The 14,038-nt window shown below is 38.3% G+C and carries 13 protein-coding genes; 9 read left to right on the forward strand and 4 right to left on the reverse strand.

Annotated elements, in window-relative coordinates; genetic code table 11:
- Window positions 1-290 precede the first annotated feature (290 nt).
- A complete protein-coding gene (locus ACNR9Q_RS15060; protein WP_419212055.1) occupies window positions 291-4,262 on the forward strand; it encodes an AsmA family protein in 3,972 nt (1,323 codons plus the stop codon).
- Between the two features lie 47 nt (window positions 4,263-4,309).
- Here ACNR9Q_RS15060 and ACNR9Q_RS15065 read toward each other — a convergent pair whose 3' ends face one another.
- Window positions 4,310-4,498: a hypothetical protein gene (locus tag ACNR9Q_RS15065; RefSeq protein WP_419212056.1), complete on the reverse strand. Its 189-nt coding sequence runs from the start codon at window positions 4,496-4,498 to the stop codon at window positions 4,310-4,312.
- 106 nt (window positions 4,499-4,604) lie between these two features.
- Between ACNR9Q_RS15065 and ACNR9Q_RS15070 the strand changes: the two genes are divergently transcribed.
- Entirely contained in the window at window positions 4,605-4,865 is a 261-nt protein-coding gene (locus tag ACNR9Q_RS15070; protein WP_419212057.1) for a hypothetical protein, read from the forward strand.
- A 106-nt stretch (window positions 4,866-4,971) separates the two neighbouring features.
- On the opposite strand, the gene ACNR9Q_RS15075 is transcribed toward ACNR9Q_RS15070, so the two are convergent.
- Together ACNR9Q_RS15075 and ACNR9Q_RS15080 are read right to left on the reverse strand one after the other, a co-directional pair.
- Window positions 4,972-5,211 carry a CBU_0592 family membrane protein gene (locus tag ACNR9Q_RS15075; RefSeq protein ID WP_419212058.1) on the reverse strand — a complete coding sequence of 80 codons (240 nt, stop codon included), beginning with the start codon at window positions 5,209-5,211 and terminating at the stop codon, window positions 4,972-4,974.
- Window positions 5,212-5,214: 3 nt separating this feature from the next.
- Window positions 5,215-5,814: a TetR family transcriptional regulator gene (locus ACNR9Q_RS15080; protein WP_419212059.1), complete on the reverse strand. Its 600-nt coding sequence runs from the start codon at window positions 5,812-5,814 to the stop codon at window positions 5,215-5,217.
- Window positions 5,815-5,980: 166 nt separating this feature from the next.
- Between ACNR9Q_RS15080 and ACNR9Q_RS15085 the strand changes: the two genes are divergently transcribed.
- The 3 genes from ACNR9Q_RS15085 to ACNR9Q_RS15095 are packed head-to-tail and all read left to right on the forward strand — an operon-like array spanning window position 5,981 to window position 12,299.
- Window positions 5,981-7,231, forward strand: a complete 1,251-nt coding sequence (locus tag ACNR9Q_RS15085) for an alkaline phosphatase family protein (protein WP_419212060.1) — start codon at window positions 5,981-5,983, stop codon at window positions 7,229-7,231.
- 27 nt (window positions 7,232-7,258) lie between these two features.
- The gene (locus ACNR9Q_RS15090; protein ID WP_419212061.1) at window positions 7,259-10,498 is read left to right on the forward strand and encodes a SusC/RagA family TonB-linked outer membrane protein; all 3,240 of its coding nucleotides are present in this window, start codon (window positions 7,259-7,261) and stop codon (window positions 10,496-10,498) included.
- A gap of 19 nt (window positions 10,499-10,517) precedes the next feature.
- Complete coding sequence (locus ACNR9Q_RS15095) at window positions 10,518-12,299, forward strand: RagB/SusD family nutrient uptake outer membrane protein (RefSeq protein WP_419212062.1); 1,782 nt, start codon at window positions 10,518-10,520, stop codon at window positions 12,297-12,299.
- 235 nt (window positions 12,300-12,534) lie between these two features.
- Here ACNR9Q_RS15095 and ACNR9Q_RS15100 read toward each other — a convergent pair whose 3' ends face one another.
- Complete coding sequence (locus ACNR9Q_RS15100; RefSeq protein ID WP_419214288.1) at window positions 12,535-12,648, reverse strand: ATP-binding protein; 114 nt, start codon at window positions 12,646-12,648, stop codon at window positions 12,535-12,537.
- Window positions 12,649-12,802: 154 nt separating this feature from the next.
- On the opposite strand from ACNR9Q_RS15100, the gene ACNR9Q_RS15105 reads away from it, so the two are divergent.
- The 4 genes from ACNR9Q_RS15105 (at window position 12,803) to ACNR9Q_RS15120 (ending at window position 13,816) form a co-directional block, all read left to right on the forward strand.
- Window positions 12,803-12,919, forward strand: a complete 117-nt coding sequence (locus ACNR9Q_RS15105; protein WP_419212063.1) for a hypothetical protein — start codon at window positions 12,803-12,805, stop codon at window positions 12,917-12,919.
- On the forward strand, window positions 12,912-13,145 hold the full coding sequence (locus ACNR9Q_RS15110) for a hypothetical protein (RefSeq protein ID WP_419212064.1): 234 nt from the start codon (window positions 12,912-12,914) through the stop codon (window positions 13,143-13,145). Before ACNR9Q_RS15105 ends, ACNR9Q_RS15110 begins: the two co-directional genes overlap by 8 nt.
- On the forward strand, window positions 13,129-13,467 hold the full coding sequence (locus ACNR9Q_RS15115) for an IS3 family transposase (protein ID WP_419212065.1): 339 nt from the start codon (window positions 13,129-13,131) through the stop codon (window positions 13,465-13,467). The genes ACNR9Q_RS15110 and ACNR9Q_RS15115 overlap by 17 nt, the downstream gene beginning before the upstream one ends.
- Before the next feature lie 136 nt (window positions 13,468-13,603).
- Complete coding sequence (locus tag ACNR9Q_RS15120) at window positions 13,604-13,816, forward strand: hypothetical protein (RefSeq protein ID WP_419212066.1); 213 nt, start codon at window positions 13,604-13,606, stop codon at window positions 13,814-13,816.
- The last annotated feature ends 222 nt before the right edge of the window (window positions 13,817-14,038 follow it).

Genomic DNA, 14,038 nt, shown 5'->3' on the forward strand with positions numbered 1-14,038 from the left:
TTAGAATAACTAATATAGTTAAAAATAATAATCTATTCCATTATAGGGATAGGTGCGAATAAAATACTTTACTTTCTGTTATTTAACCATATGCATTAAAATAATTCTAAAGGCAAAAGATTCCATTTTATTTAAAAACTTAATTCACCAATTTCTAATTGAAATAGAAAGTTTTTTATTCTAATTTTCAACCATTTGGTCTAACGGAGATGTAGCCTCCACTTGAAGTTATCGTATCCAATTTTAAAAGTCTTTTTTTAGTACTATTTTTCGTAAAAAATTGCTCCTTATTGGAAAACGTAAATCCTGATCGTAAAAAATCCATCAAACACAAATGGTTAAAGAGAATTCTCTTAACGCTTGCCATTTTGATATGCATGCCTGTCGGTCTCTTTACGCTTGGCTGGTTAAACAGAGACACCCTTATCAATGTTTTCCAAGAATGGTATAGTGAAAACCATAATGGTACCCTTTCTATCGGTGAGATCAACACGAGCTTTTTGAGCAGTTTTCCTAAAATTGGCTTTACCATTTCAGACATTGAACAAACCAGTATCGATACTATCTCAGACAAGCATTCTTCCATATCTATCGAGCAGGTTAAAATCACGGTAAGACCTAAAGATCTATTACAAGGAGATGTGAAAATTGAAAGGATAAACATAAAAAATGCGACTATCTTTTCAGAGGTCATACCAACCAGACCCAATGCCTATTATAGGCAAATCAAATTGGACAAGGCCAATGACCCAGTAGATCCTTTGCAAATTTCAGAGCTGCTAAATGAAAATAGGCTTCAATTTTCTCTGGAAAATGTCAATTTCATTTCAAAAGATACCACAGAACGCAAGCATTTTGATTTAAATTTTCATAAACTCAACGGACGATATGATGGTAATCTCGGTGCTATAACCGGTGATGCCTCATTAGATGTTACCGTTAACTTACTTGGATTCAACATGGATAAAGGTGCCTTTTTTAATGGTGCTAGGGTAAGAGGCAGACCAGAATTTAAATTCGATAAAAAAAACCATAGCATTGCTATTTTGGAGTTTCCGCTTCATATCGATGATCAAACGTTCCGACTTGAAGCAAACTTTGACGTCGGCCAAACTAGAACCTACAGCTTTAGATTGACCAACCCGTCTACGGATTTCAAGCTGGTTAAAGGCTTGCTCACCGATAGCATTTCCGCAAAATTAAAAGATTACGAAATCGTTCAGCCTTTTAAATCTGAACTTAACCTAGCGGGATCATTTGGCCATGGCAATGATCCCGACGTCAACGTAGTATATTCTTCTTCGGAAAATCACGTTGTTATTTCAGACCTGTACCATTTAAAGAATGCGACGTTCAATGGACGTTTGACTACGGACATCTATGCAACCGATAGTCTAAAAAAAGATAAAAAGACTGCTAAAGACCTCAAATTATATATAGATGCATTTAAAGCAGACCTTCATGGCATTGCCGTTGTTGTAGATTCCGCCTATTATATGAGCACTCCCGAAGTTTTAAATTACGTTAATGCGCCAGTAGAACTAAAAGGGAGCAATGAAGCATTGACCCGCTTAATAGACACTGATAATTTCGATTTTAAAGGTGGTAATTTTGATTTAGTGGCTCAAATTTCTGGAGATATCCCAGTACTCACCGAGCTTGCCAATCATGCAAAAGGCAGGTTTAATTTAGAGAATACCCAGGTAGTTTTAAAAAGTAATGGTCTTCAATTACCCATAAACAGCATTGTCTTGGATCTCAATCGAGACATTGCCAACCTTCGGAAACTAGAAATAGTAATGCCCAAAGGGCATACGTTGATGCTTAAAGGATGGCTTAGTCATCCGGCAGATTTAATATCGAAAATACCCGTATCTTCTACAACTAGTAAAATTGATTTGGTTTCGAATGCCATTAATATTAATGAAATCATGCAAATGGCAACCGAATTTCTCCCTGACGAAAGGTCAACCTCTGAGAATCGGAAAACACTGCACGAAACCCTGAATACCATATACGCTCAATTTCATCCACAATTTAATATTGATTTAAAATCAATGCACTTTAATGACATCACATTAAAGGATGTTAGAGCTCGTTTATCGCTCATCGACGCAGAAACTATTTCTATTAGCGAGTTTGATTTTAAATATGATGAGGCAGCTACAAAGTTACAGGGCAGTGTTAAAGTTCCATTGCCTAATGGACGCTCAAAAAATCCTATTGTGCTTGACTTAGAGGTAAACTCTTTAGGGCCCGTTCAGGTTTTTAAGGACTTGTTCAACATAAAATTATTAAAGATCATCTCTGGCCAGTACGATTTTAACGGCAGTGTTAATGGTAATATTTATGAATTTAATCAGCTGCTGCAAACTGCCAAAGGTAATCTCATACTCACTGATAATCGTTATTATTACCGGCCAGCCGATTTGAATATCCAGTTTGATGATTTGACTCTTAAGGTAGAAGACTCCAACATCACTTTAGAAAAATTCAATTTAGACCTTGCTGATCTGCGACCAATTGAATTAAATGGGAAAATAAGCAAGTTTCCTAGTTTTCTTTTAGAACACGATAGCAATCCTGGCTCTATAGATTTATCGGTTTCAATGCCCTTTTTAGATGGAGATAAAGTTTTGGATATGGTCGCTTTATTAAGCGACGAGGAAAACAAAAAAAATGACAAACCAAGCAAGCAACTGCATAGCGTTTTTACAGATATTAGCCATTTTGATCCTGATATCAGCTTGTCCATAGACTCTTTACAATACAAAGACCTGATCACAAAAAAAATTGGGGCACATGTTTATTTTAAAAATGATTCTACACTCAATTTAGATTACTTGAATATTAGGTATAAGTCTTCTAAAGCGAAGCTCATAGGGACTGTGACAACTACAAAACCAGATAAAGATCAATTATTCTCCAATCCTTTTGAATTCAATTTTATTGCTAGCGCCAAAGGAGAAAGTAAAGACTTGAATGATTATCTCAAGACCACGAATTTTGAGTTTAATTCGGGTGCATTTGAATTTACTGGCCTATATTATGGACAGTCGGAAAACTTAAAATTGATCAATACCAATACGAAAGGCCAATTAAAACTTGGTCCATCGGTAGTTTATAATGAAGCGGCTAAACTAAGCATACCTATTGATAGTTTGAATGTAGCAATAGAAAACGATATGGCTACATTGAAGAAACTTCTGCTGAATCTGCCCGGAAGAAGTTCGGTGGACTTTTCGGGGACCATCGATCACTTTTCAAGTTTTGTCAATAACACCAATGACATTAATAATCAACGTTCAAATTTTGATATTAAATCGAGTTACCTTGACACCAAAGACATAAAGTCTTTTCTGTCTTCAACACTTAAGTCGGCAGAAGACACCACAAAAAACGATATCAACCTTAACGGATTAAAAAAAGCCCTCAATGGCATCAATACATCTTTTAATCCCACGCTAAATATAGAGCTGGATAGCTTAAGACATGAAAATCTTGAAATAGAAAATTTCTTGTCTGTACTATATTTTGATCGAAGTGACAGATTCCATATTTCAGAGACCGCACTTGATTTTTTTGGCGGTACGGCAGATCTCGACCTTAAATTTGGTTTAGCTTCCAAAGAAAGGATGCCTGTTGATATTGAAATGAAAGTCGCCCACATTGAGCTTAAAAAGTTGATTTCTGGCCTAAACTATTTAGATAATGATGCCTTAAAAAATACTGATAAAATTGAAGGAACATTTAATTTTAAATTAAAAGCTACAGGCTGGCTTGATAACCAAGGTAAGTTAGACATGGACTCTCTTAACGGTTCCCTTTCTCTCGATTTTATTGATTTGGCCATCTATGGGTTTCAACCCATAATGGATAACGTGCCACTTATGAAGGCGGAGCGCTTTGAACAACTGAAATTTCAACCTATTGTACAGACCTTCCAAGTTGTAGATGGTAAGATTCTTATCCCACGAACAGAAATACAATCTTCGGCCCTACATTTTTTTATAGAAGGGCGGTTAAAAATAAATGCATTTGCAAATATTTGGATTTCTTTACCTTGGAAAAACCTCAAAAGTAATGATGGGTTGGCCCTACCTGAAAAAACAGGTTTTGAAAAGGCCGGGAGCAAATTCTACCTTCAACTTATTCAAAATAGTAAAGACCCCAAACCCAAGCATCAGGAATTGAAGGTTAAATTTAGACTGAGCAATCGAAAATTAAGGAAACACAAAGAAAAACTGGAAAACAATAAGTAAAAATTCTGGATTTTAATCTTTTCGTTTTCAGAAAAAGAAAAAGTCTTTTAATTCTCAGAGACCATTTTCTTAATTTGAGCATTAAGGCTTCTAATGCATTTATAACCGGTATGCTCTAACAAGACAACTACTAAATAGTCATGTAGATAGGTTTTGAGCGCAGTACTAATTCCATTCTCTTTATGCATAAAAATACGTTGGTGGGTCGGTTTCACCATCTTAATTACAGTTCTCAACGATTAACTTTCCGATTGTTACTTACTCGGCAAACTATGGTACATACGAAAATCAGGTCTATGTATCCGACACGACCTTTTATCAGGGCAAGTGTGTGAGAGATGAATGTACCTTAAAGTGGTAATGGATCTGTTCCACAGACAGGTCGTCGGGTGGTCTACTTTCAAGAACTTGGGGACAGCAGAAACCATAATTCCAGCTTGGAAGATGGCGGTAAGGTCCAACAATAAAACGGACGGCATATTTTCCATTCCGTTAGGGGTTCACCATATGCCAGTTATGAGTTCACCTATATCCTTAAGCGATAGAATGAACCTGCAACAAAAAAGTGGACATTTTGTTAAGAGGTATGCTGCTATTTTTTAATTAGACATCACGATTTCAAATTCCTTTTAAGTTTAGACATAATTCAAAGTAAAATTATACATTAAAAGTTCCACTATTTTATGCCTAGCCTAAAAAATGGTAGAAGCTATTTCATATAACTCATATATAGTCCATAACAGGCAATACATCCCCATGCGAAATTGATAAAGATGATGGCCCAGGCCGAATAATGTGTCCCATTGACCACAAATAAAATGCTGCCTACAATGTTATACCAGTGATAGATGGGTTGAGTTGATTTCCATTTTTTCTGTATGAGCATGTAGTAGGAAAAAATAAAACAAAAAGATCCTATCCAACCCAAAGTCTCAAAAAAAGTATTCATGTTTTAAGGATATTTGAAAAGACTTAAACAATGGGAAATGTATAATTCTTGTTGCTTTTGATGGGTTGAATCACTTAGATCAAACATACCCATGTAGTAATAAGAACCATCTATCAGGGCGAAAATAACTTCGGTTAGCTCATTTATATTGGTATTCTGTATAACCCCATTGTCATATGCTTGTCGCAGTTCTTCCTTTAAAACATCATGAAGCTTTAAGAGGTATTGTTTAAAGCTAGTGTTAAATTCTTTGCTCCTATATATTAAGGCATAACAGCTATAAAAAACACCATCATCAAAATACTGGTTCCATTTTCTTGAAAAAAGGTTTTTAATCAAATCTTCAAGGTCTTTTCGGGTTTCAATAGCTTCCTTGTTGCCTTTGGTCAATACATTAAGGTGCTGTGTTAGTATATAATCTTTAAGCCCAAAGAGCAATTCATCCTTAGTGTTGAAATAGTGCATTACCAGGCCATTACTTATCCCCATTGCATTTGCTACTTTGGCAATAGAGGCATTCTCTAGCCCAATTTCCTTGGCCACTTCATAGAAAGCTTCAATGATTTCCAATCTTCTTATGGGGGCTAAGCTCTTTCTACCCATCAACTATAGATTAAAATTTAATAGACAATAATACTCTATTTTTTTTTAATATATTTATTGAACAGTCATTCAACTTATTTTACAATTGCGTAACAATCAATTAAATATTTGTTAATTGAACAGTCGTTCAGTTTATTTTTCTTTGTGTGTCTTTTATTATCATCTTATGAGATCAAAATATATTATTCTTTCTTTTCTCCTTTTTGTTTTAGCAATAGCAAGAGCGGCATGCAATATTCCATTGGACACCATTAATAAGAAGGTGGTATTTATTATTGTAGATGGTATTTCAGCCGACCAACTCAAAACGGCAAACACTCCATATCTTGACAGTATAGGTAAGATGGGCAGTTATTCCAATGCTTATGTGGGCGGTATAAAAGATACCTATTCAGAAACCCCCACAATATCGGCTGTAGGTTATAATAGTTTACTTACGGGGACTTGGGCCAACAAGCATAATGTTTATGGTAACGGTATTAAAGCCCCAAATTACAGTTACCCTACCATATTTAAACTATTTAAGGCTCATAATGCGGAGGGGAAAATCGGGGTGTTCTCTTCTTGGTTGGACAATAGAACTAAACTGGTGGGTGATGGACTTGAAGAAACTGAAAACATAAAAGTAGATTACTTTTTTGATGGTCTTGAACATGACACCATTAACTATCCGCATGATAATGAACGTAATTTCATGAAACTCATTGATTATACGGTTGCTGACTATGCAGCTAAAACTATTCTTGAAAAAGCTCCTGATGTTTCTTGGGTCTATTTAGAATTTTCAGATGATATGGGACATGGTTTCGGAGACAGTGAAAGATTCAATGCTGCCGTACATTTTGAAGATGGACTTGTCGGAAAAATTTGGAATGCCATCAAAAAAAGGGAACAAGCTTATGATGAAGAATGGCTTTTAGTTATTACCACGGATCATGGCAGAAGCCCTAAAGATGGCAGGGGCCACGGGGACCAAAGTGATCGTGAAAGAAGCACTTGGATTGCGACAAATCAAAAAAATACGAACACCTACTTTAAGAAGGAAACTCCTGCCATTGTAGATATATTACCTACAATGATTGATTTTTTAGATATTAAAGTTCCAGTAGAAACTAAAAGAGAATGGGACGGTGTCTCTCTTATAAAACCTGTAGATGTAATACAATTTAGAGCAGCAAAGGAAAAAAGGAATCTTGTTCTGACATGGAAAGACCTTTTAAAAGGAGAAGGAAAAATCTATGTAGCCAGTACCAACAATTATAATACAGGAGGAAAAGATATCTACAAACTAATACAGACCGTTTCCTTAGAAAAAGGGAAAACTACGATCCCTCTGAGAAAAATACCTCATGGCTTTTGTAAACTGGTATTGGAAACCCGTAATACTACATTGAACACTTGGATAACAGAAAATTAAACCAACCTTTAAATTAAAACTTTGAGAATGAAACACAATTTACTTTTAGTGCTGTTTTTGACCACGGTCTCCTATAGCTTTGCTCAAAAGAAGGTAACAGGCATCGTCAATGACACATCTAATGTCCCATTAGCAGGTGTAACGGTGATGATCGAAGGAACCACGACCGGTACTACAACAGATTTTGATGGCAATTATTCCATAACGGTGGAGGAAGGGCAAAATCTGGCGTTTTCCTATATAGGATTTTTGACCAAGATGGTAACGGTAGCTACATCGAATACCTTAAATATTGTATTGGAAGAAGATGTACAAGGTCTTGAGGAAGTAGTCGTTGTAGGTTTTGGAACACAAAAAAAGGTAAACCTTTCTGGCGCAGTAAACTCCGTATCTGTAAAACAATTATCTACAAGACCAATTAGCAATGTGACTCAAGGATTACAAGGTGTATCACCTGGTCTAAATATTGATTTTTCTAGTGGTGCGCCAGGCGCCAATCCAAAAATCAATATCAGGGGTTTCACTTCTATCAATGGTGGTGAGCCATTGGTTCTTATTGATAATATTCCTTCCGATGTTTCCTATCTTAACCAAATAGCTCCTGAAGATATCGAAAACATATCCGTGTTAAAAGATGCTGCTTCTGCTGCTATTTATGGAGCTAGAGCTGCTTTTGGGGTAGTTTTAGTGACTACAAAGAATGGTTCTGAAGGCAAAACAAAGATTACATATAACTCTTACCTGACCGTTGGTACTCCGACAGTATTGCCGGATAAGATTAGTGACCCTTACATCTATTCCCGTCTTCAATATACGTATTCAGTGAATACGCCTTGGCACAACCAATATTTTTCAGATGATTTTTGGCAGTGGGCCAAAGAGCGTAGTGATAACCCGAACGGAACTGTTGGGGCTCGCCAAAATAGCTCTACTGGTATGTGGGAATATATGGGTAATCGAGATTGGTCAGAATATTTTCTGTCGAGTACTACGTACTCACAAAACCACAACATAAGTGTTAGTGGAGGAACGGAAAAATTGAACTACTTTTTATCAGGTTCTACCAATAAGAACAACGGCTCCCTAATCTTGGCCGATGATTTTTATACACGTAAGGGTATCCGCTCTAAATTGAACGCACAATTAACGGATTGGCTTAGTTTGGGCAACAACACTTCATACATTCTTGGAAATCGAAAAAACCCATCTTACTTTGATATTAGTACGCTCTATAATTTCAACACCTATGAATATGCTGAAAACCCCGATGGTAGTTGGGCTAATTCAGGTGTAGGTAGAATGGCTGCTCGATTGACCGATGGAGGTTCCCAAGAAAACAATACAAGTACTTTTCGTACTAATTTCAATTCTCAGGCGTGGTTGTTAAAGGATATTTTAAAAATTAATGCCGAGTTCACCTACGAACAAGAAAACCAAAATTATGATGCCAACTACGCCAAATACAGAATTGGATTTGCACCTGACGATATTAGGGAAGAAGGTGAAAATAAGGTATGGAAAGGTCTTGGAGAGGAAAAATATAATGTACTTAACCTCTTTACAACATTTACCAAATCTTTTGGCGAAGACCATCATTTGACCCTTCTGGCAGGGTACAACCAAGAAGAATATCACAATGAATATATCTATTTAAATAGAAGCGGGGTTATTTCTTCTTCCTTGCCAGCGCTTAATTTAGCTACAGGTGATATCTTATTGGATGATGACAGTACCTATAATTACAGTTGGGCGGTTCGTGGTGCGTTTTATCGTGTCAATTATATTCTAAAGGACCGCTATATTTTGGAGTTAAATGGGCGTTACGATGGTTCGTCCCGTTTTCCTAAAGATAAACGTTTTGGTTTTTTCCCCTCTGTATCGGGTGCTTGGAACGTTTCACGAGAAAACTTTATGAAAGCATTGAATCCCACGATCAGTCTTTTAAAGTTTAGAGCTTCCTATGGTACTTTAGGAAACCAAGATGTTAAACCTTTTGGGTACATTCCCACAATGTCTGCAGAAACTGGAGATTATATTGTTGGCGGAAATTTACCACAAAAAATCAGTTCCCCCGATTTAGTGTCGGACAACTACAGCTGGGAGACTGTAACCACCAAAAACTTTGGGGTAGACCTTGGTCTTTTCAATAACAAGGTCAATGCCACTTTTGATATATATAGGCGGGACACCAAAGACATGTTGACTTTGGGCAGAGATTTGCCCGGAGCACTCGGCGCCAGTGAACCTTTGGAAAATGCTGCCGATTTAAAAACCGAGGGTTGGGAATTCTCCTTGACGTACCAAAACCAATTTGGAGTTGACAAGCCTTTTGGTCTTAATGCCCGCTTCATTTTAAGTGATAGCCGTTCGTACATCACTAGGTTCGATAACCCGAGCAACAGCCTTACCCAATATCGAGAAGGTATGGAATTAGGGGAGATATGGGGATTAACCTCTGATGGTCTTTTTAAGTCAAAGGGTGAAATTGATGCCTTGGATGAAACATCCCTCATTCCATGGGGTGCTTTGGAAATTGTAGAGGGATGGCCTAAATATGTAGATCAAGATGGTAATCAGGCTATTGAGGTAGGCACGAATGCCGATGACCCTAAAGATGCCAGTGTAATTGGTAATATCATGCCTCGCTATCGGTTTGGTTTAAATTTGAATATGGACTGGAACAATTTTGATTTAGGCATCTTTTTACAAGGTGTAGGAAAGAGGGATTTCTACCCTAAAGACTATCTCTACTGGGGTTTTTACCAACAGCCATACGCAGGGGGCTATCCCCACTTGAACGATTATTATAGGGCGGCTGACGATCCTGCCGATTTGATGGCACAACACTCTCAGGCCTATATTGATGCAGGTTTAGCCAATGCCAATACTAATGCTAGATATCCAGTTGCTCAATCGTGGTTAGCTGATCGTAACCTTGGTGAACGAATCGATCAAGCTAAGGGCTTGGCAATTCCTCAAACTGCCTATATGTTGAATGCAGCTTATTTGAGACTCAAGAATATTACTTTCGGATATACCATTCCGTCTACATATACCAAAAAAATGGGTGTTTCCTCAATTAGGCTTTATTTCAGTGGGGACAACCTTTTTGAATGGTCAGCAATTGCAGACTTTTTTGATCCTGAGTCTATTTCGGATATTGACAATCGTATTAACCCAGGTAAAAGCCCAGGGCGGACCGAAACAAGTGGATACCAATACCCTTACCAACGAAAATATGCCTTTGGCATCAATGTTAGTTTTTAACTAAAAAACAAGTTTAAAAATGAAGTACACTAAAACTTATTTTAAGAGCATGTGGCTGGCCATGGTCATGATTACACTGGTAGCATGTAATGATGATTTTTTGGAAAAATTACCAGAAACTGAGATAGGATCTGAAAGCTTCTTTAATACAGAAGAAGATTTGTCATTGTATGTGAACAGCATGTACAATTTCCCAGGAACCAGCATCTACTATGACGATGAGGGCACCGATAATACGGCAACAACCGGTGTTAGGGAGATTAAACTGGTTATGACCACTGATGCGAGTTCAACTACCCTTAGTGGAGGTTGGGATTGGGATCCTTTACGGAACATCAATTTCTTTTTAGAGCATGCCGATAACGCAGATGTAACCGATGAAATACGAAACCATTATATTGGAATTGCACGTTTTTTTAGGGCGCAATTTTATATGGAAAAAGTTAAGCGATATTCCAATGTACCTTGGCATGATCATGTTTTGGGAACCACAAGCGAAGATTTGTACAAAGCGAGCGATTCACGTGAGACTGTTGTACAACATATTTTTGAAGATTATCAATTTGCTTTTGATAATGTATATACAAGCAAAGTTGATGGAGCCGTCAATAAGTGGGTAGTCGGTACCTATTTAAGCCGTAATGCATTGTATGAGGGTACTTTTAGAAAGTACCATAGTGAGTTGGGGCTAGAATCTTCTGCAAACACCTATTTGCAATTGGCTCATGATGTGGCAAAAGAAATTATTGACAATGGCGGATTTTCGCTCCACCCAGACTATCATAATCTATTTGAAAATGTAGATTTAGCTGGTAATTCCGAAGTGATTTTGGCCAATATTAGTGAGACCGATATAAAAAATGCTGGCGATACCCAAACAGTTTTTGGAGGCTATGAAATGAGTCCGGCACGCGACCTCATTGAAGATTATCTTATGATCGACGGCACCTATTATAGTTCACAGCCCAATACCGATACGATGACTTTTGTTGAGGAGTTTCAAAACAGAGACCCTCGTTTATCACAGACCTATGCCTTCCCGGGATGGGAATTGTACTATACCTCTACATATAGCCCAGGTAATACACTTTATGTACAAGAGTTAAAGAAGAACTTTACGGGCTACCACCAAATCAAGGGCTTTGTCAACGATCCTTCCAATGGAGTACAGACTTCAATTGATGTGCCCGTGTTGCGCTATGTCGAAGTATTGCTCAACTTTGCCGAGGCCAAAGCTGAATTGGGAGAGCTTACCCAAGCCGATCTTGATGTCTCAATCAACCTATTGCGCCAACGTGTAGGCATGCCAGATTTGACCATGGATGTAGCGGTAGACCCAACCCAAGCAGCAAAATACCCCCAGGTGTCTAATGCTGTTTTATTGGAAATTCGCAGGGAACGCCGTGTGGAAATGGCTTTTGAAGGCCGTCGTTTGGATGATCTTAACCGTTGGGCCGCCGGAAAACTGATGGAAAAAGAACCTGTTGGCATGTATTTTTCTGGTTTAGGCAGGTACGACCTTACAGGAGACGGTGTAGATGACATTGTTCTTCTTGATTTAGTAGATGCCGTACCCGACCCAAAAGAGACCAACTCACTGGGAGCGGAGCTTATATATTACAAGGTGGCCGAAGTGGGCAATACCAGTGCCAATGTGTATTTGACAAATGGTACAAGTGGTCATATAATAGCAACACCTGAGCGAGGTACATTTACTGAGCCAAAGGCTTACTACAGACCTATACCAGCATCCGAAGTACAGCTAAACCCGAGTTTAGAACAAGTTTTTGGATGGGAATAATTAGAGTATGATTAGCTTAAGTTAATTAAAAAGGAGACTTTTAAAGTCTCCTTTTTTCTTTCTGTAAATGTAGGCTTCCCCTTTTTGTAGGGATGTTAATATCTAAACTATTCATTGTCTTTCAGATATTTATGCTGACATATATGGATGAGCTGGGTAAACTGAGCCACCCGCGCCGGATGAAAGTGAGCAGTGTAAATCAGCTGCTTGGATTTGACCTGTCCGTGGGTTAAACTTAGTTTTTATTTTTCAATTTTCTTCTCATTGATTCACCATTTATGTCGATTCTGTGTGCTGTACGCACCAAACAGTCGAGTATGGCATCGGCCAGTGTTCTCTCCCCGATTATGTCTGGACTTACAACATTTGACTGGACTCAAAGAAAAGAGCATGTTTGCTGTATGAATTAATTTAGAAACATGTTAAAACCAAAAAGAGAATACACGGCGGAGTTCAAGCAAAAAGCCGTAGAATTAAGTTATGCCAAGGGCAATGCCGCATAAGTGTGCAGGGAACTTGGCTTGAACCCATCGGTACTTGACCGTTGGCGCAGGGAATCTAGGAAGTATGGCCCCAACAGCTTCCCTGGCAAGGGTAATCCCAAACTTACCGATGAGTAACGGGAAATACCGAAATAGAAAAAAGGCTCAGGGAAATGGAGATCGATCGGGATCTCCTAAAAAATACATTGCCCCTGCAGCAGCTGGCCCCTCGCTAAAAAGGTATGCAATACCTTTTCCTAACGCTCCGTCCTCTCCTAAGGCGACAGGAAAAATACAGGTTTATAAAACACCACAGGTTAAGATTTCCTGTTGGGAAGATGTGCAAAATGTTCAAGGTAAGTAAAAGTGGGTACTATGATTGCTTGAACAGGGGGCCATCCAAGAGATGGTCGGAGAACGAGGCCCTGAGCTTGGCCATAAGGGATATTTTCAAGGAAAGCTTTGGGAATTACGGTGCTTCCAAGATAAGGGCAGAGCTCATAAAAAGAGAATATCATGTCTCAAGGCCCAGGGTAGCCAGGATAAGGGGTGCCAATGGGCTGTTTACCAAAACAAAGCGAAATTTCAAAACAACAACGGACAGCAAGCACGATTACCCTATAGCTCCCAATATATTAAACCAAGACTTTACAGTGAATGGACAAAATCAGATCTGGGGTTTCTGATATCACCTATATAAAAACCTGTGAGGGATGGATGTACCAGACCGTTATCATAAAGAACTGTTTCAACGTAAAGTCGTCGGATTGTCAATGAGCCGTATCCTAGGGACGGCCGAAACAATAATCCCCCGCTTGGAAGATGGCGATAAGGTCGAACAATATCACCGACACCCTTGTTTTCCACTCCGACAGGGGCTCAAAATATGCCAGTTATGATTTTACCGATATCCTTAAAGGACATAATGGTTTGGTGGTACAATCTATGATCAGAAAAGGGAATTATTGGGACAATGCCGTGGCGGAATCTTTTTTCAAGAGCTTGAAGGGCGAATGGATCTACCATCAAGATTGAACAAGGTGATGCACCCCTCGGCCATCGCGTACACCTGAAAAAGTACCTGAAATTTGAGCAGAAACGTTAAAAAAATGGAGCAGGGCAACTTGCTTTTAAGGTCTTTGTGAAAAGTGTTTTCAGAAACCTGTTCTCAGCTTTGCCAAAACATCGAAATCAACCTATCAATACTGATCCGGTAAGAAAAAAGCTCCTTCAAGAGGCTTATCTTGATTGATATTG

This window comes from Maribacter sp. X9 (genome assembly GCF_048537565.1).
In the GTDB taxonomy this organism is placed as follows: domain Bacteria; phylum Bacteroidota; class Bacteroidia; order Flavobacteriales; family Flavobacteriaceae; genus Maribacter.